General features: G+C 55.2%; 21 protein-coding genes and 7 tRNA genes. 2 read left to right on the top strand and 26 right to left on the bottom strand.

Going from position 1 to position 23,905, the window contains the following annotated elements; genetic code table 11:
* Position 1: 1 nt before the first annotated feature.
* The 7 genes from mrdA to leuS form a co-directional block, all read right to left on the bottom strand.
* Positions 2 to 1,903, bottom strand: coding sequence for a peptidoglycan DD-transpeptidase MrdA (gene mrdA / locus C3F35_RS05425; protein ID WP_032617028.1), 1,902 nt, complete (start codon positions 1,901 to 1,903; stop codon positions 2 to 4).
* A gap of 30 nt (positions 1,904 to 1,933) precedes the next feature.
* On the bottom strand, positions 1,934 to 2,401 hold the full coding sequence (rlmH, locus tag C3F35_RS05420; RefSeq protein WP_003858701.1) for a 23S rRNA (pseudouridine(1915)-N(3))-methyltransferase RlmH: 468 nt from the start codon (positions 2,399 to 2,401) through the stop codon (positions 1,934 to 1,936).
* Between the two features lie 3 nt (positions 2,402 to 2,404).
* Complete coding sequence (gene rsfS, locus C3F35_RS05415; RefSeq protein WP_032617029.1) at positions 2,405 to 2,722, bottom strand: ribosome silencing factor; 318 nt, start codon at positions 2,720 to 2,722, stop codon at positions 2,405 to 2,407.
* Between the two features lie 270 nt (positions 2,723 to 2,992).
* Positions 2,993 to 3,646 carry a nicotinate-nucleotide adenylyltransferase gene (gene nadD / locus C3F35_RS05410; RefSeq protein WP_103791903.1) on the bottom strand — a complete coding sequence of 218 codons (654 nt, stop codon included), beginning with the start codon at positions 3,644 to 3,646 and terminating at the stop codon, positions 2,993 to 2,995.
* 1 nt (position 3,647) lies between these two features.
* On the bottom strand, positions 3,648 to 4,679 hold the full coding sequence (gene holA, locus C3F35_RS05405) for a DNA polymerase III subunit delta (RefSeq protein ID WP_103791904.1): 1,032 nt from the start codon (positions 4,677 to 4,679) through the stop codon (positions 3,648 to 3,650).
* The gene (gene lptE / locus C3F35_RS05400; RefSeq protein WP_032617032.1) at positions 4,679 to 5,257 is read right to left on the bottom strand and encodes an LPS assembly lipoprotein LptE; all 579 of its coding nucleotides are present in this window, start codon (positions 5,255 to 5,257) and stop codon (positions 4,679 to 4,681) included. The genes holA and lptE overlap by 1 nt, the downstream gene beginning before the upstream one ends.
* A gap of 14 nt (positions 5,258 to 5,271) precedes the next feature.
* Positions 5,272 to 7,854: a leucine--tRNA ligase gene (gene leuS, locus C3F35_RS05395; protein ID WP_103791905.1), complete on the bottom strand. Its 2,583-nt coding sequence runs from the start codon at positions 7,852 to 7,854 to the stop codon at positions 5,272 to 5,274.
* Positions 7,855 to 8,067: 213 nt separating this feature from the next.
* Between leuS and C3F35_RS05390 the strand changes: the two genes are divergently transcribed.
* Positions 8,068 to 8,550, top strand: a complete 483-nt coding sequence (locus tag C3F35_RS05390; protein ID WP_032617044.1) for a zinc ribbon-containing protein — start codon at positions 8,068 to 8,070, stop codon at positions 8,548 to 8,550.
* Between the two features lie 50 nt (positions 8,551 to 8,600).
* On the opposite strand, the gene rihA is transcribed toward C3F35_RS05390, so the two are convergent.
* From rihA to miaB, 10 genes are all read right to left on the bottom strand, one after another.
* The gene (gene rihA / locus C3F35_RS05385; protein WP_059308514.1) at positions 8,601 to 9,536 is read right to left on the bottom strand and encodes a pyrimidine-specific ribonucleoside hydrolase RihA; all 936 of its coding nucleotides are present in this window, start codon (positions 9,534 to 9,536) and stop codon (positions 8,601 to 8,603) included.
* A gap of 121 nt (positions 9,537 to 9,657) precedes the next feature.
* On the bottom strand, positions 9,658 to 10,383 hold the full coding sequence (locus C3F35_RS05380; RefSeq protein WP_059308513.1) for an amino acid ABC transporter ATP-binding protein: 726 nt from the start codon (positions 10,381 to 10,383) through the stop codon (positions 9,658 to 9,660).
* Positions 10,383 to 11,057, bottom strand: a complete 675-nt coding sequence (gltK, locus tag C3F35_RS05375) for a glutamate/aspartate ABC transporter permease GltK (protein ID WP_103791906.1) — start codon at positions 11,055 to 11,057, stop codon at positions 10,383 to 10,385. The genes C3F35_RS05380 and gltK overlap by 1 nt, the downstream gene beginning before the upstream one ends.
* Entirely contained in the window at positions 11,057 to 11,797 is a 741-nt protein-coding gene (gene gltJ / locus C3F35_RS05370; RefSeq protein ID WP_032617037.1) for a glutamate/aspartate ABC transporter permease GltJ, read from the bottom strand. The genes gltK and gltJ overlap by 1 nt, the downstream gene beginning before the upstream one ends.
* 158 nt (positions 11,798 to 11,955) lie before the next feature.
* A complete protein-coding gene (locus C3F35_RS05365) occupies positions 11,956 to 12,864 on the bottom strand; it encodes an amino acid ABC transporter substrate-binding protein (protein ID WP_032617038.1) in 909 nt (302 codons plus the stop codon).
* Positions 12,865 to 13,257: 393 nt separating this feature from the next.
* Positions 13,258 to 14,796 carry an apolipoprotein N-acyltransferase gene (lnt, locus tag C3F35_RS05360; RefSeq protein ID WP_103791907.1) on the bottom strand — a complete coding sequence of 513 codons (1,539 nt, stop codon included), beginning with the start codon at positions 14,794 to 14,796 and terminating at the stop codon, positions 13,258 to 13,260.
* 5 nt (positions 14,797 to 14,801) lie between these two features.
* Positions 14,802 to 15,680, bottom strand: coding sequence for a CNNM family magnesium/cobalt transport protein CorC (gene corC / locus C3F35_RS05355; protein WP_032617040.1), 879 nt, complete (start codon positions 15,678 to 15,680; stop codon positions 14,802 to 14,804).
* Positions 15,681 to 15,783: 103 nt separating this feature from the next.
* Complete coding sequence (gene ybeY, locus C3F35_RS05350; RefSeq protein ID WP_032617041.1) at positions 15,784 to 16,251, bottom strand: rRNA maturation RNase YbeY; 468 nt, start codon at positions 16,249 to 16,251, stop codon at positions 15,784 to 15,786.
* On the bottom strand, positions 16,248 to 17,294 hold the full coding sequence (locus C3F35_RS05345; RefSeq protein WP_032617042.1) for a PhoH family protein: 1,047 nt from the start codon (positions 17,292 to 17,294) through the stop codon (positions 16,248 to 16,250). The genes ybeY and C3F35_RS05345 overlap by 4 nt, the downstream gene beginning before the upstream one ends.
* Before the next feature lie 150 nt (positions 17,295 to 17,444).
* Entirely contained in the window at positions 17,445 to 18,875 is a 1,431-nt protein-coding gene (miaB, locus tag C3F35_RS05340; RefSeq protein WP_032617043.1) for a tRNA (N6-isopentenyl adenosine(37)-C2)-methylthiotransferase MiaB, read from the bottom strand.
* Between the two features lie 135 nt (positions 18,876 to 19,010).
* On the opposite strand from miaB, the gene ubiF reads away from it, so the two are divergent.
* Positions 19,011 to 20,186: a 3-demethoxyubiquinol 3-hydroxylase gene (gene ubiF, locus C3F35_RS05335; RefSeq protein ID WP_032617045.1), complete on the top strand. Its 1,176-nt coding sequence runs from the start codon at positions 19,011 to 19,013 to the stop codon at positions 20,184 to 20,186.
* Between the two features lie 102 nt (positions 20,187 to 20,288).
* On the opposite strand, the gene C3F35_RS05330 is transcribed toward ubiF, so the two are convergent.
* The 9 genes from C3F35_RS05330 to C3F35_RS05280 form a co-directional block, all read right to left on the bottom strand.
* Positions 20,289 to 20,363, bottom strand: a tRNA-Gln gene (locus C3F35_RS05330).
* 39 nt (positions 20,364 to 20,402) lie between these two features.
* Positions 20,403 to 20,477: transfer RNA gene (locus C3F35_RS05325), tRNA-Gln, on the bottom strand.
* A 44-nt stretch (positions 20,478 to 20,521) separates the two neighbouring features.
* Positions 20,522 to 20,598: transfer RNA gene (locus tag C3F35_RS05320), tRNA-Met, on the bottom strand.
* 16 nt (positions 20,599 to 20,614) lie between these two features.
* A tRNA-Gln gene (locus C3F35_RS05315) sits at positions 20,615 to 20,689 on the bottom strand.
* 32 nt (positions 20,690 to 20,721) lie between these two features.
* Positions 20,722 to 20,796 (bottom strand) — tRNA-Gln (locus C3F35_RS05310).
* Between the two features lie 23 nt (positions 20,797 to 20,819).
* Positions 20,820 to 20,904 (bottom strand) — tRNA-Leu (locus C3F35_RS05305).
* Positions 20,905 to 20,915: 11 nt separating this feature from the next.
* A tRNA-Met gene (locus tag C3F35_RS05300) sits at positions 20,916 to 20,989 on the bottom strand.
* Between the two features lie 226 nt (positions 20,990 to 21,215).
* Entirely contained in the window at positions 21,216 to 22,880 is a 1,665-nt protein-coding gene (asnB, locus tag C3F35_RS05290) for an asparagine synthase B (protein ID WP_032617046.1), read from the bottom strand.
* A 250-nt stretch (positions 22,881 to 23,130) separates the two neighbouring features.
* Positions 23,131 to 23,883: an HAD-IIA family hydrolase gene (locus tag C3F35_RS05280; RefSeq protein ID WP_032617047.1), complete on the bottom strand. Its 753-nt coding sequence runs from the start codon at positions 23,881 to 23,883 to the stop codon at positions 23,131 to 23,133.
* Positions 23,884 to 23,905 lie beyond the last annotated feature (22 nt).

Genomic DNA, 23,905 nt, shown 5'->3' with positions numbered 1-23,905 from the left:
ATTATTGGTCCTCCGCGCCGGCGGTAGCCGGGTTTTCACTCGGCAAGTCAGTGTTGTTGTCACCCAGCATGAGGTGGTCAAGGATCTGGCGCATGATGGTACCGACCGCCGGGCCTGCACCGCCGTTTTCCAGAATAATCGACACGGCGACTTGCGGGTTTTCGTATGGTGCAAACGCAATCATCAGCTTATGGTCACGCAGACGTTCAGCAATTTTATGCGCGTTATAGGTTTCATTGGCTTTCAGGCCAAACACCTGGGCGGTACCGGATTTTGCCGCGATTTTATAGGGCGCGCCGGCAAAGTATTTGTGTGCCGTACCGTTCGCACGGTTGGCTACGCCATACATCCCGTCTTTGGCGATTTCCCAGTAACCGGAATGGATATCGCCCACTGGCGGCTCGTGCGGCTGCGCCCAGGGCACTTTTTTGCCGTCTTCAACGGTGCTCATCAGCAGGTGCGGCACTTTTACCACCCCGTCGTTGATAAGGATCATCAGCGCTTTACTCATCTGAATGGGGGTGGCGGTCCAGTAGCCCTGGCCGATCCCTACCGGAATTGTGTCACCCTGATACCACGGTTTTTTAAAGCGCTTCTGCTTCCATTCCCGGGTTGGCATGTTACCGGAACGCTCTTCTGACAAGTCGATACCGGTATAGTGGCCGTAGCCAAATTTGCCCATCCATTCCGACAGACGGTCAATGCCCATGTCATAGGCTACCTGGTAGAAGAAGGTATCCGCCGACTCCTCCAGCGATTTGGTGACGTTCAGATGGCCGTGGCCCCACTTCTTCCAGTCGCGGTAGCGTTTTTCCGAGCCAGGCAACTGCCACCAACCCGGGTCGAAGAGACTGGTATTACGGGTGATAACACCTGTGCTGAGCGCCGACACGGCCACATAAGGTTTAACCGTCGAGGCCGGGGGATAAACACCCTGGGTCGCGCGGTTGATCAGCGGCGTATTAGGGTCGTTGAGCAGGCCAGAATAGTCCTTGCTGGAGATGCCATCGACGAACAGATTCGGGTCGTAGCTCGGCGTCGAGACCAGCGACAGAATGCTGCCGGTACGTGGGTCGGTCACAATTACCGCCGCGCGGCTGCCTGCCAGCAGGGTTTCAATATACTGCTGAAGTTTGAGATCCAGGGTCAGATAAATGTCATGCCCGGCCTGAGGTGGCACCTCTTTCAGCTGACGGATCACTCTGCCCCGGTTGTTGACTTCAACCTCTTCATACCCGGTCTGGCCGTGGAGAATCTCTTCGTAATAGCGCTCAATGCCCAGCTTGCCAATATCGTGCGTCGCCGCGTAGTTGGCGAGTTTGCCGTCTTTGTCCAGCCTGTCGACGTCTTTATCGTTGATTTTCGAGACATAGCCGATGACATGCGTCAGGGCAGAGCCGTACGGGTAGAAGCGGCGCTTGTAGCCTTTGACCTCTACGCCGGGAAAGCGGTACTGGTTCACGGCGAAACGGGCTACCTGCACCTCGGTGAGGTTGGTTTTTACCGGTATCGACGTGAAGCGATGCGAGCGGGAGCGCTCTTTTTTGAAGGCGGCAATATCGTCGTCATTCAAATCGACTACGCTGCGCAGCGCTTCGAGCGTCTGCTGCACGTTATCGACCTTCTCTGGCATCATTTCAATCTGATAGATCGTGCGGTTCAACGCCAGTGGCGTACCGTTGCGATCGTAGATAATGCCGCGGCTTGGGGCGATAGGGACGAGTTTAATGCGGTTTTCGTTGGAGCGGGTCTGGTAATCGGTAAAACGGACAATCTGCAGATTATAGAGGTTGGCGATCAGCACGCCAGTCAGCAGCAAAATCCCCAAAAAGGCGACCACTGCCCGGCGCACAAACAGCGCGGACTCAGCCGTATAGTCGCGAAAAGAATTCTGTAGTTTCATCCGCTGCTTAATTTATCCAGGATGTCATCATTACTCACGGTGATAAGGATGGTTAGTCGTGATGCTCCACGCGCGATAGAGACTTTCAGCAACCAACACCCGAACCAGCGGGTGGGGCAGCGTCAGCGCGGAGAGAGACCAACTCTGTTCTGCTGCCGCTTTACAGGCGGGGGATAATCCCTCTGGACCGCCAATTAACAGGCTGACGTCGCGACCGTCCTGCTTCCAGCGCTCCAGTTCATGCGCCAGCTGCGGTGTATCCCAGGGCTTGCCCGGAATATCGAGCGTGACGATGCGGTTTTTGCCTGCGGCAGCCAGCATCAGTTCACCCTCTTTATCGAGAATGCGTTTGATATCTGCGTTTTTGCCGCGTTTGCCGGCGGGGATCTCCACCAGCTCAAACGGCATATCTTTCGGAAAACGACGCAGATATTCGGTAAACCCTGTTTGTACCCAATCGGGCATTTTTGTGCCGACGGCTACCAGTTGCAGCTTCACGCATTAACCCCAGAGTTTTTCCAGCTCATACAGGCGACGGCTTTCTTCCTGCATGACGTGGACAATCACATCGCCAAGGTCAACGACGACCCAGTCAGCGGTCGCTTCGCCTTCAACGCCCAGCGGCAGCATACCGGCAGCGCGGGATTCCTGAACAACATGGTCAGCGATGGAAGCAACGTGGCGAGTGGAGGTACCGGTGCAGATAATCATGCAATCGGTGATGCTTGATTTGCCCTGAACGTCGATGGCGATGATGTCCTGACCTTTCAGGTCATCAATTTTGTCGATAACAAAATCCTGGAGTGCTTTACCCTGCAAGTTTTCCCCCTGGGAGAGTGAGATTGAATAACTGTAAATTCGTAGCCAGTCAGTATACCTGAACTGGCCGCAGTGTCGGGACAAATGTCACCGCACGGGCCTGCGAAGGCGGGTATCATCCCACCCTATGCCGGAGATTGCATCGCCATTTTTGTAAAACAGTTTTTGTAAAACAGTGCTGGCGGGAAGTCTGGCAGCGGAGGATATCAGCCTGGACGGGGGTGTCAATGGCGAGAGCGCGAATGGCGCGCTTTTTCTCCCGGCGCCCAGTTAGTTGCTGCTTTTCTGATACAGACCCTGCTGTTGAATGTAACGCAAAACCGGCAGGGGTAACATCTCATCGCAGGGCAGCCCCTGTTGCAGACGCTGGCGGATCAGCGTGGCCGAAATATCAAACCACGGCGTTTCCGCCAGGAAAATTTTACCGGCAGGAAGGGTATGCAGATCCTCAACCTGATACGTCAGGTGCGCCTCAAGCCACTGCTGATGCTGCTCCTCTTTCATCCTCAGAGCATAGCCCGGGCGGCGACAAACGATCACATGGCTATTTTCGAGGATCGTTTGATACTGATACCACCCCGGGAACGTGAGCAGCGAGTCCTGGCCGATGATAAAGGCCAGCGGTGTCTCCGGCCCCTGTTCGGCGCGCCACTCCTGCAACGTCTGCGCGGTATACGACGGGCTGTCCCGGCGCAGCTCACGCTCATCCAGTTGAAACAGCGGCTTATCGGCAATCGCCAGTTCCAGCATCATTTTACGCTGTGCGGCGCTGGCCTCCGGCTGTGGACGGTGCGGCGGCACATTATTCGGCATAATAGTGACGCGCTGCAGGCCAATCTGGTTTGCCAGAATTTCGACCGGTTTCAGATGCCCGTAGTGGATCGGGTCAAAGGTGCCACCAAACAGAGCCTGTAGAGAGTGCATTTCAACCTTCTATAAAAATATCGGCCAGCGCTTTGTGGCACAGGAGCAGCGAGAGGCTTTCCAGCTCTGACCAGATCGACTGGCCGTAATCTTGCTTCAGGGTCAGCTCGGTGCGTGTCAGCAGTTGAACGGCCTGGCGCAGCTGATCCGGGCTGAGGCGGTTCAGGGCCTCGGTGGTCATGCCGCGACGGTTCTGCCAGACCCGGTGTTTATCAAACAGCGCACGCAGGGGCGTGTGCGCCGACTGCCGTTTCAGGGTCAGGAGCAGCAGCAGTTCACGCTGCAGGGTTCTGAGCAGGATCACCGGTTCACTGCCTTCAAGACGCAGCTGTTGCAGGATGTGCAGGGCGCGCTTGCTTTTCGCTGAGAGCAGGGCATCGACCCAATGGAAAGGGGTGAAATGGGCGGCGTCGTTAACCGCCTGTTCGACGCGCGGCAGGGCCAGTTTGCCATCCGGCCAGAGCAGAGACAGCCGCTCAAGGGCCTGGGCCAGAGCCAGCAGATTGCCTTCATAACAGTAACAGAGCAGCTGATTCGCAGCGTCATCCAGTTGCAGATTGTTCTGCTTAGCCCGGGCCGCAACCCATTTTGGCAGGTGGGCCTGCTCCGGGGTCTGGCAGGTCACCAGCACCGAATGGTTTGCCAGTGCAGTAAACCAGGCGGCATTTTCCTGGGCTTTAGTGAGTTTATTGCCGCGAACAATCAGCAGAAGATCGCTATGCAGCAAACTGACCAGCGTGGCCAGCTGTTCGTTGATGCCCGCATTAGGGCCGTTTTCCGGTAACTGAATAAGCAGGGTTTGCCGGGCGGCAAACAGGCTCATCGCCTGACAGAGGGAGAAAATCTCCTGCCAGTCGGTGCTGTTATCCAGCGTGAAACTGTGGTGCTCCTCAAAGCCCTGGGTCGCCGCAAGCTGACGTACGGCATCCTGGCTCTCCTGCAGCAACAGCGGATCGTTTCCGAGAAGCAGATACGCCGCGCGCAGCCCTTCATTGAGCTGCGCGCGGAGTTGTTCAGGGTACAACCTGAGCATTACTGACCCAGCGTCGTGGAGACGCGTGGTGAGGATGCCGCTGGCTGAGTACCAGGCTGAGCTTTCAGGGCATTCTCTTTTTCAGCAGTGTGGACGCTCGGCAGCTTACGGATCAGCTGCTCCGCTGCCTTGTCATACATTTCGTTAATGATAATGGTCTGCTCAGCATCTTTCGCCAGCGCAGTCTGCGGGTTATCGAAGAACGAACGGTAGACCTTGGTGCTGATAGGATAAATATCGCTACCCGGGATCAGAACCGCGGCATGGACTTCCATCACCATCTGGTATTCCGCAGTACGGCCATCCTGGAAGATGGACGCGGTATCCTGGCTCAGGGTAGAGCTTAATACGCGGAATGACGGTATATCCTGGCGCAGCGTTCCTTGTTCGATCAGATCAACGCCGTTAAGACGCAGCTGATTGCGAATGGCACGGCTCAGCGGACCATTAGGATCGCCCGAATCGAAAATCATCGTTTTCATCTGTTCCGGCACCTGTGTGGTATTACGCAGGTGCCAGCCACAGCCGGCGGTGACTAACACCGCCAGCGATAACAGTAATGTTGCCAGTTGTCGCACGCTTCCTCCCGCGCTTAGCCAACGACCAGGTTCAGCAGTTTACCGGGCACGTAGATCACTTTACGTACGGTAACGCCATCAAGATACTTCGCCACCAGATGTTCCTGGCCGGCACGTTCGCGGACCTGCTCTTCGGTTGCATCAACCGGAACAGTGATCTTACCGCGCACTTTACCGTTAACCTGAACAACGACCAGCGTGGTGTTTTCAACCATTGCGGATTCATCCGCCACCGGCCACGGTGCATTGTCGATATCGCCTTCACCGTTCAGCTCCTGCCACAGCGTAAAGCTGGCGTGAGGGGTGAACGGGTTCAGCATACGGACAACCGCCAGCAGCGCTTCACGCATCAAGGCACGATCCTGCTCGCCTTCCTGCGGGGCTTTCGCCAGCTTGTTCATCAATTCCATAATAGCCGCAATTGCGGTATTGAAGGTCTGACGGCGACCAATATCATCGGTCACTTTAGCAATAGTTTTATGAACATCACGACGCAGCGCTTGCTGATCTTCCGTCAGTGCCGCGGTATCCAGTGCCGGTACAGCGCCCTGAGAGGTGTGCTCGTAAACCAGTTTCCAGACACGTTTCAGGAAGCGGTTAGCCCCTTCAACGCCAGATTCTTGCCACTCCAGCGTCATGTCTGCCGGAGAAGCAAACATCATGAACAGACGCACGGTATCCGCACCGTAACGCTCAACCATCACCTGAGGGTCAATGCCGTTGTTTTTAGACTTCGACATTTTACTCATGCCGGTATACACCAGCTCATGGCCAGCAGCATCTTTCGCTTTAACGATGCGGCCTTTCTCGTCGCGCTCAACGATGGCATCAACCGGGGAGACCCAGTTACGCTCGCCGTTCGCGCCCACGTAATAGAAGGCATCTGCCAGCACCATGCCCTGACACAGCAGCTGTTTGGCAGGTTCATTGGAGGTCACCAGGCCTGCGTCGCGCATCAGTTTATGGAAGAAGCGGAAGTAGAGCAGGTGCATGATGGCGTGTTCAATCCCGCCAATGTAGATATCGACCGGCAGCCAGTAGTTCGCCGCGTCGGAATCCAGCATGCCTTCCTGATACTGCGGGCAGGTATAACGCGCGTAGTACCAGGAGGACTCCATAAAGGTGTCGAAGGTGTCGGTTTCACGCAGCGCAGGCATGCCGTTCACGGTGGTTTTTGCCCACTCAGGATCGGCTTTAATCGGGCTGGTGATGCCATCCATGACCACATCTTCCGGCAGGATCACCGGGAGCTGATCTTCCGGGGTTGGCATGACGGTGCCATCTTCCAGGGTGACCATCGGAATTGGCGCACCCCAGTAACGCTGACGGGAAACACCCCAGTCGCGCAGACGGTAGTTAACTTTACGCTCGCCAACGCCCAGCGAGGCCAGTTTATCGGCAATGGCGTTGAAGCCCTCTTCGAAGCTCAGGCCGCTGAATTCGCCAGAGTTGAACAGGGTGCCTTTTTCGGTCAGCGCCTGTTCGGACAGGTCCGGCTCAGAGCCGTCTGCCGCGAGGATAACTGGCTTGATCGCCAGGTGGTATTTAGTGGCAAATTCGTAGTCGCGCTGGTCGTGACCCGGAACGGCCATGACTGCGCCCGTACCGTACTCCATCAGCACGAAGTTGGCTGCCCAGACAGGGATCGCTTCGCCAGTCAGCGGGTGCGTGGCGTAGAAACCGGTAGCAACGCCTTTCTTCTCCATGGTCGCCATGTCGGCTTCGGCCACTTTGGTGTTGCGGCATTCGTCGATAAAGGCAGCCAGTTCTGGATTGTTCTCTGCCGCTTTCTGCGCCAGCGGGTGACCTGCCGCCACGGCCAGGTAGGTGGCACCCATGAAGGTGTCCGGGCGGGTGGTGTAAACGGTCAGCTTCTGATCGTAATTTTCCACGTTGAAGGTGATTTCCACCCCTTCAGAACGGCCGATCCAGTTGCGCTGCATGGTTTTAACGGTATCTGGCCAGTGATCCAGATTATCCAGATCGCTCAGCAGTTCGTCGGCGTAAGCGGTGATTTTGATAAACCACTGTGGGATCTCTTTACGCTCAACTTTAGTGTCGCAGCGCCAGCAGCAGCCGTCGATGACCTGTTCGTTTGCCAGAACGGTCTGGTCGTTCGGGCACCAGTTAACGGCGGATGTTTTTTTGTAGACCAGCCCTTTTTTGTACAGCTCGGTGAAGAACTTCTGTTCCCAGCGGTAATATTCCGGGGTGCAGGTCGCCAGTTCGCGGCTCCAGTCATAGCCAAAGCCCAGCATCTTGAGCTGGTTTTTCATGTAGGCGATGTTGTCGTAGGTCCAGGGCGCAGGGGCAGTATTGTTTTTTACCGCAGCACCTTCCGCAGGCAGACCAAACGCATCCCAGCCGATCGGCTGCAGAACGTTTTTGCCCAGCATACGCTGGTAACGGGCGATCACATCACCGATGGTGTAGTTACGCACGTGGCCCATGTGTAGTCGGCCAGAAGGATAGGGAAGCATCGACAGGCAGTAATACTTCTCTTTGCTCTCGTCTTCGGTGACTTCAAAAGTGCGCTTCTCGTCCCAGTGTTGCTGGACTTTCGATTCTATCTCTTCCGGGCGGTATTGCTCTTGCATGGCAGCCAGTGGTCCTGTGTTTATTACAGCTACAAACGTAGCCAAAGGATGTGGTATTTCAGATCCGCATAGCATAGCCCAAACGCCTGCGTCAAAACAGCCTTTAGCTGAAAAGGCTCTTGCAGGAATTTACGCAGAGTGTGGATGAGCTGACAAAGCGGGGCGCAAATAAGGTCTATCATTAGAGAGAGTTACTTACCCGGGAGGAAAATGATGAACAAGGTTGCTCAATTTTACCGTGAACTGGTCGCCACCTTGACCGAACGTCTGCGTAATGGTGAGCGGGATATTGACGCGCTCGTCGACCAGGCTCGCCTGAGGGTGATGCAGACGGGTGAGTTAACACGTACCGAAGTGGAAGAGGTGACCCGCGCGGTTCGCCGCGATCTGGAAGAGTTTGCCCGTAGCTATGAGGAGAGCCAGGATGAGGTTGCCGATAGCGTCTTTATGCGGGTGATTAAAGAGAGTGTGTGGCAGGAGCTGGCAGATATCACCGATAAAACGCAGCTGGAGTGGCGTGAGGTGTTTCAGGATCTGAACCATCATGGCGTATACCACAGTGGAGAGGTCGTTGGGCTGGGAAATCTGGTCTGCGAAAAATGTCACTTCCATCTGGCCGTTTACACCCCGGATCTCCTGCCATTGTGCCCCAAATGCGGTCATGACCAGTTCCAGCGTCGCCCGTTTGAACCTTAACAGAGACCACCACGATGCGTCCGATGACGCATCGTGGTGGCGTCGTATTACTACTGATAAAACGCGAGGCGTTCTGCCAGTAAATCAACGAAGGCCTGGCGATCGATATCCAGCATGATGTCGGTGTTGGGTTCGTTGCCAGTGAGCATGTAATAATCGACCACCGTCATGCCCTGCGTATATTTCCCCTGCGTTTCTACGCCGACCCAGCGTCTGGCGGTAGTGAATATCTCCGGTTTCAACAGCCAGGCGATGGTGCAGGGATCGTGCAGCGGCGCGCCCTGGAAACCCCATTTCTCCGTCTTGTGATACTCCATAAAGAAATCGAGCAGCTCCGCTACGGTCCGGGCTACGGGGTTATTGATCGCGCGAAAACGCTCAATATCGTCCGCCATAATCTGCGCCCGATGCGTCACATCCAGACCGGCCATCACCACCGGAATGCCGGACTGGAAGACAATTTCTGCCGCTTCAGGATCGACATAAATATTGAATTCCGCGGCTGGCGTCCAGTTCCCCAGCCCCATGGCGCCGCCCATGATCACTATCCGGGCGATTTTTGCATGCAATTCAGGATGGCTGTTCAGCAGCAGGGCGACGTTGGTCTGCGGGCCGGTTGCGACCAGCGTCACCGGTTCAGGGCTTTCGCGCAGCACCTTTGCCATCAGCTCTACAGCGGTGCAATTCTGTGGGGCAAAATCCGGCTCGGGCAGGGCGGGGCCATCAAGACCGGTTTCTCCGTGGACGTTATCGGCAATGATCAGGTCGCGCATCAGGGGTTTAACCGCGCCTCCGGCAACCGGAATATCGCTGCGCTTTAACAGCGTCAGCATCCGCAGAACATTGCGCAGGGTTTTGTCCGGTGTCTGGTTACCGGCAGAGGAGGTAACGGCTTTGACTTCCAGCTCTGGCGAGGCGAGGGCAAGCACGAGAGCTATCGCGTCATCATGACCCGGATCGCAATCGAGGATAATGGGCAGTGCCATAGAATTCTCCATTTCTCAGTGTTGTTTTGTGACAAGGCTAACGCTGAAGAAATGTGCATACGAGAAAAAGAGATGAAAAGCGTGAAGCAGTGCGCAATCCTGCGATTGCGCACCGGGAAGATTAATGCAGAATTTTGGCGAGGAAATCTTTCGCGCGATCGGATTGTGGGTTGGCAAAGAACTCCTCTTTGGCTGAGTCCTCCACGATTTTCCCTTCATCCATAAAGATCACGCGGTTCGCCACTTTACGCGCAAAGCCCATTTCGTGGGTGACCACCATCATGGTCATGCCTTCCTGTGCCAGCTGCACCATGACGTCCAGCACTTCGTTGATCATTTCCGGGTCAAGGGCAGAAGTCGGCTCATCAAACAGCATGGCTACCGGATCCATACACAACGCACGGGCGATCGCTACACGCTGCTGTTGGCCACCGGACAACTGTGCAGGGAACTTATCGGCATGGGCAGTCAGGCCGACACGTTCCAGCAGCTTCAACGCTTTGTCACGGGCTAGCGCCTTATCGCGTTTGAGGACTTTCACCTGCGCGAGAGTCAGATTCTCGATAATCGACAGATGCGGGAACAGCTCAAAATGCTGGAATACCATCCCAACGTTAGAACGCAGCTTCGCCAGGTTGGTTTTCTTGTCATTCACTTTGGTGCCATTGACGATAATCTCGCCCTGCTGCACAGGCTCCAGGCCATTCACGGTTTTGATCAGCGTTGATTTACCCGAGCCGGACGGCCCGCACACCACCACAACCTCGCCTTTTTTCACTTCCGTGGAGCAGTCGGTCAGCACCTGAAAGTGCCCATACCATTTAGAAACATTTTTCAGGGAAATCATTACACTGTCCTTTTCTTCAGCCAGCTGACCAACAGCGACGCGCTTAAACTAATAACAAAATAGACCGCACCTGCGAACAGGATCATCTCGACCTGAGTACCATCGCGCTCGCCGATGGTAGAAGCGGTACGGAAGAAGTCTGCCAGGCTCAATACATACACCAGAGAGGTGTCCTGGAACAGCACGATGCCCTGGGTCAGCAGCAGCGGAACCATGGCGCGGAACGCCTGCGGCAGAATGATGAGCTTCATCGACTGCCAGTGGGTCATGCCTAACGCCAGCGCGGCACTCGATTGCCCGCGGGAGATGCTCTGGATCCCGGCACGGATAATCTCTGAATAGTACGCCGCCTCAAACATCGAGAAGGCCACCATCGCCGAGATCAAACGGATGTCATTTTTCGGCGACAGGCCGAGCACATCCTGCAGCAGGCCAGGCACAATGAGATAGAACCACAGCAGTACCATCACCAGCGGGATGGAACGAAACACGTTAACGTAAGCCGTTGCAAACCAGGCGACAGGCTTAAAACTCGACAGGCGCATTACCGCCAGCAGCGTACCCCAGATTATCCCGATCACGACCGCCGTCAGGGTGATCTTGAGGGTAATGATCAGGCCATCCATCAGATAGGGCAGGGAAGGAACAATGGAACTCCAGTCAAATTCGTACATTATTTGCCCCCCAGGTTGCCCGGCAGGCGAACTTTACGTTCGACAAGGTTCATCACCAGCATAATTACCGCGTTAATCAGAACATACGCCAGGGTAATGGCGGTAAAGGATTCCCACGCATGGGCAGAGTAATCCAGCAGTTTGCCCGCCTGCGCCGCCATATCCACCAGACCGATGGTGGACGCGATGGCCGAGTTTTTCACCAGGTTCATCATTTCCGAGGTCATCGGCGGTACGATCACGCGATAGGCATTGGGCAGCAGAACGTAACGGTAGGCTTGCGGTAAGGTCAGGCCCATCGCCAGCGCAGCATTTTTCTGCCCGCGTGGCAGAGACTGAATCGCTGCACGCACCTGCTCACACACGCGGGCGGCAGTAAACAGACCCAGGCAGAGCATGGAGGAGACAAAGAACTGAACGTTAGGATCCAGCTCTGATTTGAACCACATGCCGAGATCTTCCGGCAGCAGTTCGGGAATAACCAAATACCAGGTAAAAAACTGCACGATTAACGGAACGTTACGGAACAGTTCGACGTAGCAGGTTCCCAGCGAGGAGAGAAAGCGATTCGGGACGGTACGCAAAATACCGAACAGCGAGCCGACAAGGAAAGCGATGATCCAGGCGGTGATCGACAGTGCGACCGTGACCTGAAAACCGCTCCACAGCCAGCCAAGATAGGTGGTGTTGCCGAACGGGGCTTGCTGCAGGAAAATGCCCCAGTTCCAGTCGATTGACATAATAAACTCCAGAAAAAAAAGGGTAGCAGCGCTACCCTCGAAGATTGGTGAGAAGCTTTAATCGTCGCGCTGAGTGGGGAACGACCCCTCAACGTTTAGTCTGTCCGCGCTTCCCGACAATCGAGAGGGCAGGAGATCCCGCCCCTTAGTGGTTCTAATTAGTTAAGTGCTTTGTCGTTCGGTTCTTTAAACAGGGCTTTCATGTCGTCAGACAGTTCAAAGTTCATGTTCAGATTTTTTGGTGGGATTGGGTTCTTGAACCACTTATCGAACCATTTCTCCGCGTCGCCGGAGGTCTGAACCTGAGCGATGGTGTCATCGACCAGTTTCTTAAATTCCGCATCGTCTTTGCGCATCATGCAGCCATACGCTTCTTTAGACTGCGCGGTACCGACGATTTCCCAGTTGTCCGGTTTCTTCGCTTTAGCGCGCTCACCGGCCAGCAATGCATCATCCATCATGAACGCAACGGCGCGACCGCTTTCCAGCGTACGGAAGGAGTCACCGTGGTCTTTGGCGCTGATGATGCGCATGTCCATTTTCTTCTCTTCGTTCAGCTTGTGCAGCAGCACTTCAGACGTGGTACCGGAGGTGACGACTACTGCTTTGCCTTTCAGGTCAGCGAAGTCTTTAATATCGCCGCCTTTTTTGGTCAGCAGACGGGTACCAACCACGAAAATGGTGTCGGAGAAGGCAGCCTGTTTCTGACGCTCAAGGTTGTTGGTGGTGGAGCCGCACTCAAAATCAAAGGTGCCGTTTTGCAGCAGCGGGATACGGTTTTGTGAAGTGATTGGGATCAGCTTCACTTGCAGATCCGGTTTGTTCAGCTTCTTCTTCACCGCGTCCACGATGGCGTTGGAGTAAGCCTGAGAGTAACCCACGACTTTTTGCGTGTTGTCGTAGTATGAGAATGGAACGGAGGATTCACGGTGGCCGACCACAATCACGCCGTTTTTAGCGATTTTTTCCAGGGTGCCGCCCGCTGCTGGTGCAGCATCTTCGGCGTGAACAACGCCTGCAGACAATCCCATCACCAGCATTGCTGTGGCCAGTTTACGTAATTGCATATCCAACTCCTTTTTTATCAGCGTCAGGGGCGCATTGATATTCGGTGTGATGTTGTTATAGCTCGCGCGATACGAGTGCAGTGTTATACATGTTTGTTAACATTTAGTTTGGCTTAATGTAAAGATTTTGCTGCTTTATTGTTTATTTTTGCGAAGCGCGCCGCACCATTCAGAGGCATAAATCTCCCGTTGCACCGTTTCGGTGCTACCGACGAACTATGCTGGTGCGACCCGGTTGCACGTTAAGCCAAATCGCGTTTGCGTGAATAAACAAAGCAATAGACGTGCCAGAGTTGTCGAATGGAGGGAATTGCCCGGTTGCGGCTGCGCCTTACCCGGTTTAAAAACGGTAAGCCCGGCAAGCGTAGCGCCGCCGGGCAAAAAGGAAGGGGATTACTTACGACGCTGACGAAGGCTCATCAGCACTGCGCCAAAGCCGAACAGCGCGGTCAGGATCCACAGCGGCCAGTTGCCGGTGCGGGCATATGGCGTCAGCCCGGTAGCTGGCGTGACCTTGGCGGTCAGCACATCGCGGGTAAACTGCGGGAGCATGGCCTGAATTTCGCCCTGCGGACCAATCACGGCTGTGATGCCATTGTTGGTGCTGCGCAGCAGTGGGCGCGCCAGCTCCAGCGAGCGCATCCGCGCCATCTGGAAGTGCTGCCACGGACCAATCGACTTACCAAACCACGCATCGTTAGAGATCGTCAGCAGATAGTCGGTGTTCGGGCGGAAATTATCGCGCACCTGCTCACCCAGAATGATCTCGTAGCAAATGGCAGCGGTCAGTAAAAAGCCGTGGGCGCTGAGCTGAGGCTGGATGTACGGACCGCGGCTAAACGAGGACATCGGTAAATCGAAGAACGGCGCCAGCGGACGCAGAATTGACTCCAGCGGCACGAACTCACCAAACGGTACGAGGTGGTTTTTGTTGTAACGGTTAGCCGACTCGTAGCTGTACGGATTGTCTTTCCCCAACGTAATGATGGTGTTGTAGGTATCGTACCGGTTTTGCTTGTTCAGACGTGCATCCACGATCCCGGTGATCAGGGTGGTGTCACGGGCGCGCAGCAGATCGTCCATCATGGCGAGGAAACGCTGCTGGTTGATCTCCAGATCCGGGATCGCTGACTCCGGCCAGATAATTAACTGGGATTTGCCCATCTCTTTCTGCGTGGCATCCAGATAAATTTTCAGGGTGTTGACCAGCTGACCCTCATCCCATTTCAGCGACTGGGGAATATTACCCTGCACCATCGACACCTGGGTGGCGCGCTCAGGCTCAAGGGTAAACCACTGGATGTAGCGCAGCGGGAAGGGCAGCGCAAAGAGGATCAGCCCCGCAAACAGCGGTCGCCAGTTACGCTGCACCAATGCCAGGACCAGCAGGCCGCTCACAACCATCAGCAGGAAGTTGATGGCCTCGACGCCCATTACCGGTGCCAGCCCTTTCAGCGGGCCGTCGATCTGGCTGTAGCCGAACTGCAGCCACGGGAAGCCGGTCAGCACCCAGCCGCGCAGGAATTCGCTAATTTGCCAGACTACCGGGGCGGCAATGGCCACCCGCAGCCAGCTGGTTTTCGGCCACAGGCGCGACAAAATACCGGCAAACAGACCGGTATAGAGCGAGAGGTAGGCCGCCAGCAGCACGACGAGGAAGACATTCACCGGTCCCGGCATACCGCCAAACTGCGCAATACTGACGTAAACCCAGTTAATGCCGGAACCAAACAGGCCCAGCCCCCAGACATAACCAATGGCCGCGGCCTGTACGGGCCGGCGGTTCAGGGTCAGCCCCTGAAGCCCCATCAGAGAGAGGAGCGCGGCGGGCCAGAAGTCATAAGGGGAAAAAGCCAGCGTACCGCTGGCTCCGAGGATTAGCGCCAGCAGCAGACGTACGCGCTGGCGTTCAAACAGTGGGGCAAATGCCATTTAAATCAATCATCCAGTGTGGGTTGCGGAGCATCGTCCGGCATTCTTACATGAACCTGAATAATACGTCGACTGTCGGCCATCGCGACCTTGAACTGGTAACCATCTATTTCCACGGTCTCACCGCGCGCCGGAAGGTGACCAAATGCCTGCATCACCAGCCCGCCGATGGTATCCACCTCTTCATCGCTGAAGTGCGTGCCAAAGGTGTCATTGAAATCTTCGATCGGTGCCAGCGCACGTACGGTCCAGGTGTGGCGGCTCAACTGACGGAAGTCGATATCCTCTTCTTCGTCATACTCGTCTTCGATTTCACCCACAATCAGTTCGAGAATATCTTCGATGGTAACCAGGCCCGAAACACCGCCAAATTCATCGATAACAATCGCCATGTGGTAGCGCTGAGAGCGAAACTCTTTCAGCATGCGGTCTACCCGCTTGCTTTCCGGGACAACGACCGCCGGGCGCAACACTTTTTCCATGCTGAAGGCTTCGGCATCGCTGCGCATAAACGGCAGCAGATCTTTCGCCATCAAAATCCCTTCGATGTGATCTTTATCCTCGCTGATGACCGGGAAACGCGAGTGGGCAGACTCGATGATAACGTCGAGGCACTCATCTAAGGTCTGGTTGCGTTTCAGGGTGATCATCTGCGAGCGGGGGATCATGATATCGCGAACGCGCTGGTCGGCGATATCCATTACCCCTTCGAGCATCTCGCGCGTATCTTCATCGATAAGATCGTTCTGCCCGGAGTCACGGATCAGCTCAAGCAGTTCGTCACGGTTTTTGGGTTCACCGTGGAACAGCTGGCTCAGAATGAGGGAGAAAAATCCCTTTTTGCTGGTTGGTGTGTCGCTACTGTGTGAATTGTCGTCGCTCATGGCGTTTGTTAAGGGTTCTCATGTTGATATAAAACTGCCGTCGCGGACCAGTGTCTGACACGACGGCACATTATGTCTGTTCGGCGCAAAAGCGCCGAACAGACTACTCTTTCTCGGCAATGTACGGATCCTCATAGCCCAGAGCAAGCATTATCTCTGTCTCGAGGGATTCCATCTCTTCCGCTTCTTCATCTTCAATATGGTCGTAGCCCAGCAGATGCAGGCTACCGTGCACCACCATGTGCGCCCAGTGTGCTTCGAGCGGCTTTTGCTGCTCCTGCGCCTCTTGCTCGACCACCTGCCGACAGATGATTAAATCACCCAGCAGCGGCAGTTCGATGCCCGGTGGCGCTTCAAACGGGAAGGAGAGCACGTTGGTCGGCTTATCTTTCCCGCGATAGGTCAGGTTCAGGTCGTGGCTTTCGGCTTCATCCACCAGGCGAATCGTGACCTCTGACTCTTCCTGAAACTGAGGGATGACGGCGTTCAACCACGCCTGGAACTGGCTCTCTTCCGGCAGGCCGGAATTATCTTCACAGGCCAGCTGTAAATCGAGGATCACCTGACTCATTTCTGCTCTTGCTCCTGGGCTTCGCGTTTACGTTCCGCGGCCTGTTCTGCTCTACGTTTTTGATCTGCTGCTTCCCATGCTTCATACGCCGTGACGATGCGGGCAACCACCGGGTGGCGCACCACGTCTTCACTGTGGAAGAAGTTAAAGCTGATTTCGTCCACTTCGGACAGGACTTCAATGGCGTGACGCAGACCTGATTTGGTGCTGCGCGGCAGGTCGACCTGGGTGATATCACCGGTGATCACCGCTTTGGAGTTAAAGCCAATACGGGTCAGGAACATCTTCATCTGCTCGATGGTGGTGTTCTGGCTCTCATCCAGGATGATGAACGCATCGTTTAGCGTACGACCGCGCATATAGGCCAGCGGAGCCACTTCGATGACGTTACGTTCAATCAGTTTTTCAACCTTCTCAAAGCCGAGCATCTCAAACAGCGCATCGTAAAGCGGGCGCAGGTAAGGATCGACTTTCTGGCTCAGGTCGCCAGGCAGGAAGCCCAGCTTCTCGCCTGCTTCAACGGCCGGACGGGTGAGCAGAATACGGCGGATCTCCTGGCGCTCCAGAGCATCCACGGCAGCGGCCACCGCAAGGTAGGTTTTACCGGTACCCGCCGGGCCAACGCCGAAGGTGATGTCATGATCGAGAATATTGGCGATGTACTGCGCCTGGTTTGGCGTGCGTGGCTTGATGACGCCACGTTTGGTCTGGATGTGGATAGCTTTACCGAAATCCGGCACGCTCTCCGCACTCTGCTCCAGTACCCGCGATTCTTTGATCGCCAGATGGATCTGTTCTGGCTCAATATCCTGCGTTTCACCGCGCATCGGGGCGGTATCGACGTACAGGTTGCGGAGGATATCCGCAGCGGCATTGACGCAAATTGCGCGTCCGGTGAGTTTGAACTGGTTATCGCGACGATTAATCTCAATACCCAGACGTCGCTCCAGATGTTTGATGTTGTCATCAAACGGCCCGCACAGGCTCAGCAGGCGAGCGTTGTCTGCTGGCTCAAGGGTAATTTCACGTGTGTCTATATTCAAACCGGTCCTCTTAATGTCTCGGGTGTCAGAAGGCAGTGTTTCTGTCTTATGAAAGTATTCACGCCCCAGGATAAAGGCGCAAGCATTGCGAAGGATATGGGGGAAAGAACAGGGGAAAACAAGGCCTGCCAAAATAGCAGGCCAGAGGAATTATGGCTGATAAACGCCGACGCCCAGATCGCTTTCTTTACGGGTACGGGCAATCACCGATTCGGGTGATTCGGCGATACGCAGACCCATTTCGTCTTCGGTGCGGACCAGTTTTCCGCGCAGGGAGTTGGTCAGCACTTCAAGGATCTCGATATCAACGAATTTGCCCACCAGATCTGGCGTACCTTCGAAGTTCACGACGCGGTTGTTCTCCGTACGGCCTGACAACTGCATGATGCTCTTACGGGAGGTGCCTTCTACCAGCACGCGCTGCACGGTGCCGAGCATCCGACGACTCCAGGCATTAGCCTGCTGGTTGATGCGATCCTGCAGGATATAGAGACGCTGCTTTTTCACCTCGTCCGGCACGTCGTCAACCATATCGGCGGCAGGCGTACCCGGGCGAGCCGAGAAGATGAAGCTATAGCTCACGTCGAAGTTCACGTCGCCGATAACCTTCATCGTGCGTTCAAAGTCTTCGTCCGTTTCACCCGGGAAGCCGACAATGAAGTCCGAGCTAATCTGAATATCCGGGCGCGCTTCACGCAGCTTGCGGATAATCGCTTTATATTCCAGCGCAGTATGGGTACGACCCATCAGGTTCAGCACGCGGTCAGAGCCACACTGAATCGGCAAGTGCAGGAAGCTCACCAGCTCCGGCGTGTCGCGATAGACATCGATGATGTCATCAGTGAACTCAATCGGGTGGCTGGTGGTGAAGCGAATACGGTCGATGCCGTCGATGGCCGCCACCAGGCGCAGCAGTTCCGCAAAGGTGCCGGTGCTGCCGTCGTAGTTCTCGCCGCGCCAGGCGTTTACGTTCTGCCCGAGCAGGTTCACTTCACGCACACCCTGCGCCGCGAGCTGTGCAATTTCAAAGAGAATGTCGTCGCAAGGACGGCTGACTTCCTCACCGCGGGTGTAAGGTACCACGCAGTAAGTACAGTATTTGTTGCAGCCTTCCATGATAGAGACGAAGGCGGTCGGGCCATCCGCACGCGGTTCCGGCAGACGGTCGAATTTTTCGATTTCCGGGAAGCTGACGTCGATGATCGCTTTGCGATTACCGCTCCCGCGCACGGAGTTGATCATCTCCGGCAGACGATGCAGGGTCTGTGGACCAAAAATAATATCGACATAGTGGGCACGCTGACGAATCAGCTTACCTTCCTGCGAAGCGACACAGCCGCCGACGCCGATGATCACGTCCGGCCTTTTTTGTTTGATCAGCTTCCAGCGACCTAACTGGTGAAAGACTTTTTCCTGCGCCTTCTCACGGATTGAGCAGGTGTTCAGCAGCAACACGTCTGCTTCTTCCGCCACGTCGGTGAGTTGATACCCATGGGTGGCATCCAGCAGATCGGCCATCTTTGATGAATCGTATTCGTTCATCTGACAGCCCCAGGTTTTAATATGGAGTTTTTTTGTCATCGACTTGCTCGTGCTCAGGATTGCAGGGCGCGTATTGTAATGCTTTGGTGCGGTTGTGACCAGTATGAAGGTTCCCGGACTCAAGGTGAAAAAATCCGGTAAACTTAAGGGATTCTCAAATAAGGACAAATGACCATGACTATCCAACAAACCGGGATCGCCATTGTCGGCGGCGGTATGGTCGGCGGGGCGCTGGCGCTGGGGCTGGCGCAACACGGGTTCGACGTAACGGTTATCGAACAGGCGCCGCCGCCTGCCTTTGACGATTCTGCACAACCGGATGTACGTATCTCTGCCATCAGCGCCGCCTCGGTTGATCTGCTCCGCGGGCTGGGGGTATGGGACACGATCCTGGGGATGCGTGCGCACCCGTATCGCCGCCTGGAGACCTGGGAGTGGGAAAACGCCCATGTGATGTTTGACGCCGCGGAGCTCAAACTGCCGCTGTTGGGGTATATGGTTGAAAATACGGTGCTGCAGCAGGCGCTCTGGCAGGCGCTGGAGGCACATCCTCAGGTCACGCTGCGGGTCCCTGCGTCGGTGAAACATTTGCACCGCCACAACGAGCAGCACCTGATTGAACTGGATAGCGGTGAGCAGCTGGCGGTAAAACTGCTGATTGGTGCCGACGGGGCGAATTCCCGGGTACGCGAGCTGGCGGGGATCGGTATTCACGCCTGGCAGTATCAGCAATCCTGTATGTTGATTACCGTTGCCTGTGAAAATGATCCGGGCGACAGCACCTGGCAACACTTCACCCCGCATGGCCCGCACGCCTTTTTACCGCTGTTCGACCGCTGGGCTTCACTGGTGTGGTACGACACGCCTGCGCGTATTCGGCAGTTGCAGGGAATGCCCATGGAACAGCTACAGCGGGAGATTGCCCGCGAGTTTCCGGCCCGCCTGGGCACAGTCACACCGGTTGCCGCAGGGGCATTTCCTCTGACTCGTCGCCATGCGCTGAACTATGCGCAGGAAGGCCTGGCACTGGTAGGCGATGCGGCGCACACCATTCATCCGCTGGCGGGGCAGGGGGTCAACCTTGGCTATCGCGATGTTGACGCGTTGATAGAGGTGTTATGCAGCGCCCGCAACCAGGGTGAGGCCTGGGCAAGCCATCAGGTGCTGAAGCGTTATCAGATGCGACGGATGGCGGACAACTTCATTATGCAGTCCGGGATGGATCTGTTTTATGCCGGATTCAGCAACGATATTGGGCCGCTACGCGTTCTGCGTAACGTGGGATTGATGGCGGCGCAGCGAGCAGGTGGGTTGAAACGCCAGGCACTCAAGTACGCTCTGGGTCTTTAATCTTTTTCCCTCTCCCGGTGGGAGAGGGCCAGAGTGAGGCATCGGACCGCATCAGATGACAAAAACAAAAAAGCCCGCAGAGCGGGCTTTTTTGTAACTAAGTGGCTGGGGTGCAGGGATTCGAACCCCGGAATGCTGGTATCAGAAACCAGAGCCTTACCGCTTGGCGACACCCCAATTGCGTTAAACAAAAAACATTTAACGACTTTTTTAAATTGGCTGGGGTACGAGGATTCGAACCTCGGAATGCTGGTATCAGAAACCAGAGCCTTACCGCTTGGCGATACCCCAACAATTTTTTCTAGTTTACCGAAATAATCGGTAAATGACTAATTTGGTGGCTACGACGGGATTCGAACCTGTGACCCCATCATTATGAGTGATGTGCTCTAACCAACTGAGCTACGTAGCCAAACTGCTTTCTTCGATGGCTGGGGTACCTGGATTCGAACCAGGGAATGCCGGTATCAAAAACCGGTGCCTTACCGCTTGGCGATACCCCAATAACCGCGGAGAACCGCAAATCGAAGAAATATGGCTGGGGTACCTGGATTCGAACCAGGGAATGCCGGTATCAAAAACCGGTGCCTTACCGCTTGGCGATACCCCATCCGTGCAACGCTTTCCTGGGAATGGTGCGGGAGGCGAGACTTGAACTCGCACACCTTGCGGCGCCAGAACCTAAATCTGGTGCGTCTACCAATTTCGCCACTCCCGCAAAAAAGATAGTGGCTACGACGGGATTCGAACCTGTGACCCCATCATTATGAGTGATGTGCTCTAACCAACTGAGCTACGTAGCCATCTTTTTTTCGCGTTACCTTATCGGCGTTGCGGGGCGCATTATGCGTATAGACCCTTGCAGCGTCAACACCTTTTTCAACGAAAATGTCTGGAATGTGACTGTTTGGTTAGGTTGCGAACAGCGTGGCCGAATATTCGGCAATTATTGGTTATTAATCGTTTTTGTCCAGCGAAACGCGAGGCAAAAAAAGAGGCCCCGAAGGACCTCATGGCGACGCTTGTTGCTTATTTATAAGCAGACTGGTGGACACCCACGGCACGACCTGACGGATCGTTCATGGTTTTGAACGCTTCATCCCATTCAATGGCTTTTGCAGAGGAGCAGGCGACGGATGGGCCACCCGGGACACACTCTGCTGCGCTTGGCAGCGGGAACAGCTCTTCAAAGATCTCACGGTACAGATAGGCTTCTTTCGAACCCGGTGTGTTGTACGGGAAGCGGAAGCTGGCTGTTTCCAGTTGTTGATCGGAAATCTGCTTCGCGGCCACCTCTTTCAGGGTGTCGATCCAGCTATAACCTACGCCGTCCGAGAACTGCTCTTTCTGACGCCAGGCCACGCTTGCCGGCAGGTAAGATTCAAAACATTCGCGCAGGATATGTTTTTCCATTTTACCGTTGCCGCACATCTTGTCCTGCGGGTTGATACGCATGGCAACGTCAAGGAACTTCTTATCCAGGAACGGCACGCGCGCTTCCACGCCCCAGGCAGACATCGCTTTGTTGGCACGGGCGCAGTCGAACATGTGCAGCGCCTGCAGCTTACGTACTGTCTCTTCATGTAGCTCTTTGGCGTTCGGCGCTTTATGGAAGTACAGATAACCGCCAAACACTTCGTCAGACCCTTCACCTGACAGCACCATTTTGATGCCCATCGCTTTAATTTTACGCGACATCAGGTACATCGGCGTCGAGGCACGAATGGTGGTCACATCATAGGTTTCAATGTGATAGATAACGTCACGGATCGCATCCAGGCCTTCCTGCACGGTAAAGTGAATTTCGTGGTGCACGGTGCCGAGGTGGTTAGCCACTTCCTGCGCGGCTTTCAGATCCGGGGAGCCTTCCAGACCGACGGCGAAGGAGTGCAGCTGCGGCCACCAGGCTTCGGAGCGCTCCTGATCTTCCACGCGGCGGGCGGCGTATTTTTTGGTGATCGCCGAGATAACAGACGAGTCCAGACCGCCAGAGAGCAGCACGCCGTATGGCACGTCTGACATCAGGTGGCTTTTTACAGCCTCTTCCAGGGCCTGCGTCAGCTCAACTTTGTCAGTCACGTTGTCTTTAACGGCATCGTAATCGAACCAGTCGCGTTGATAGTAAGAGCGGATCTCGCCATCTTTGCTCCACAGGAAGCTCCCGGCCGGGAACTCTTTAATGGTGCGGCACACCGGCACCAGGGCTTTCATCTCGGATGCAACATAGAAGTTGCCGAATTCGTCGTGGCCCATATACAGCGGGATAATCCCGATATGGTCGCGACCAATCAAATACGCATCTTTTTCACTGTCGTACAGGGCGAAGGCGAACATCCCCTGCAGCTCATCGAGGAATTCCGGGCCTTTTTCCTGATACAGCGCCAGGATCACTTCACAGTCAGAACCAGTCTGGAAGGCATAACGATCGCCGTATTCCGCACGCAGCGCCTGATGGTTGTAGATTTCACCGTTGACCGCCAGCGCATGGGTTTTTTTCTCGTTATATAACGGCTGGGCACCGGCATTGACGTCAACAATCGACAGACGCTCATGAGCCAGAATGGCTTTATCGCTGGCGTAAACACCGGACCAGTCCGGGCCGCGATGGCGCATCAGACGGGACAATTCCAGTGCTTTTTTACGCAGTTCGCCTGCGTCAGTTTTAATATCCAGTACGCCGAAAATTGAACACATAACCTTCTCCATTAACCCTGTTGCAGTGTGATGTTGCTTGCTTATGAAAATGCCGCAAAAGGGGAGGGGCGGCAAGCGTTTTGCCGGGTAAAAGAGAAAAAGTGCAACGGTCATTGCCGAATGTTGAAAAAAGCGTATGTACTGGGTTTATTTATTGATGATTGTTCAATGAATGACGGTTTTAATTAAATATGTCTTTGTTTTTGCCTGGGCAAAATGAAAAAACCACGTCCGGGGACGTGGTTTCGGGTTACAGAATATCGATTTCCGCGACCGAGGGGTAAATCCAGCTCGGGCGGAAAGGCATCGAATCAATATCATCGAGGGTCGATACTCCCGACAGCACCAGGACGGTCTCCAGACCCGCCTGGAAGCCAGCCAGAATATCGGTGCGCAGGTTGTCGCCTACGATCACAGTATCTTCGGAGTGGGCCTGCATTTTGTTGAGGGCCGCGCGAATGATCCACGGGCTGGGCTTACCCACATAAAACGGCGTGCGGCCGGTCATTTTCTCAATACCGGCACAGAGCGCGCCACAGGCCGGATAAAAGCCGCGGCCGTGGGTATCCGGGTTGGTGGCAATGAAGCGAGCGCCGCTGGCAACAAAGAACGCCGCCTTGTGCATCATCTCCCAGTTATAGGAGCGCGTTTCACCGACGATCACAAAATCGGGATTCACATCGGTGATGGTAAAGCCTGCTTTGTATAGCTCATGGATCAGCGCACCTTCGCCCACCACATAGGCTTTTTTGCCTTCCTGACGCTTCAGGAAGTCGGCGGTAGCCATCGCCGAGGTGTAGAACACGCTGTCAGGTACATCGATTCCGGCAGTAGCAAAGCGGTTCGCCAGATCCTGCCCGGTCTGGGACGGGAAGTTGGTGAGCAGAACCAGCGGCATGCCTTGTTCCATGATGCGGTTAAGAAATTCGGCTGCGCCCGGCACGGCAACGTTGTCGTGCATCAGCACGCCGTCGATATCACAAATAACGTTCTTAATGGTCATGGACTTCCCGGCATCAAAAAAA

The organism is Leclercia sp. LSNIH3 (genome assembly GCF_002935105.1).
Taxonomy (GTDB): domain Bacteria; phylum Pseudomonadota; class Gammaproteobacteria; order Enterobacterales; family Enterobacteriaceae; genus Enterobacter; species Enterobacter adecarboxylatus.
The sequence above is the reverse complement of the archived record's forward strand: the minus strand, read 5'-3'. Positions and strand labels throughout refer to the sequence as shown.

Excerpts from the sequence above, each read along its gene's own strand:
- nadD (WP_103791903.1), bottom strand. The coding sequence starts at position 3,646 with ATGCACTCTCTACAGGCTCTGTTTGGTGGCACCTTTGACCCGATCCAC.
- asnB (WP_032617046.1), bottom strand. The coding sequence starts at position 22,880 with ATGTGTTCAATTTTCGGCGTACTGGATATTAAAACTGACGCAGGCGAA.
- C3F35_RS05390 (WP_032617044.1), top strand. The coding sequence starts at position 8,068 with ATGAACAAGGTTGCTCAATTTTACCGTGAACTGGTCGCCACCTTGACC.
- ybeY (WP_032617041.1), bottom strand. The coding sequence starts at position 16,251 with ATGAGTCAGGTGATCCTCGATTTACAGCTGGCCTGTGAAGATAATTCC.
- leuS (WP_103791905.1), bottom strand. The coding sequence starts at position 7,854 with ATGCAAGAGCAATACCGCCCGGAAGAGATAGAATCGAAAGTCCAGCAA.
- miaB (WP_032617043.1), bottom strand. The coding sequence starts at position 18,875 with ATGACAAAAAAACTCCATATTAAAACCTGGGGCTGTCAGATGAACGAA.
- rihA (WP_059308514.1), bottom strand. The coding sequence starts at position 9,536 with ATGGCACTGCCCATTATCCTCGATTGCGATCCGGGTCATGATGACGCG.
- holA (WP_103791904.1), bottom strand. The coding sequence starts at position 4,679 with ATGCTCAGGTTGTACCCTGAACAACTCCGCGCGCAGCTCAATGAAGGG.
- C3F35_RS05380 (WP_059308513.1), bottom strand. The coding sequence starts at position 10,383 with ATGATTTCCCTGAAAAATGTTTCTAAATGGTATGGGCACTTTCAGGTG.
- lnt (WP_103791907.1), bottom strand. The coding sequence starts at position 14,796 with ATGGCATTTGCCCCACTGTTTGAACGCCAGCGCGTACGTCTGCTGCTG.
- corC (WP_032617040.1), bottom strand. The coding sequence starts at position 15,680 with ATGAGCGACGACAATTCACACAGTAGCGACACACCAACCAGCAAAAAG.
- gltK (WP_103791906.1), bottom strand. The coding sequence starts at position 11,057 with ATGTACGAATTTGACTGGAGTTCCATTGTTCCTTCCCTGCCCTATCTG.
- mrdA (WP_032617028.1), bottom strand. The coding sequence starts at position 1,903 with ATGAAACTACAGAATTCTTTTCGCGACTATACGGCTGAGTCCGCGCTG.
- gltJ (WP_032617037.1), bottom strand. The coding sequence starts at position 11,797 with ATGTCAATCGACTGGAACTGGGGCATTTTCCTGCAGCAAGCCCCGTTC.
- ubiF (WP_032617045.1), top strand. The coding sequence starts at position 19,011 with ATGACTATCCAACAAACCGGGATCGCCATTGTCGGCGGCGGTATGGTC.
- C3F35_RS05365 (WP_032617038.1), bottom strand. The coding sequence starts at position 12,864 with ATGCAATTACGTAAACTGGCCACAGCAATGCTGGTGATGGGATTGTCT.
- C3F35_RS05280 (WP_032617047.1), bottom strand. The coding sequence starts at position 23,883 with ATGACCATTAAGAACGTTATTTGTGATATCGACGGCGTGCTGATGCAC.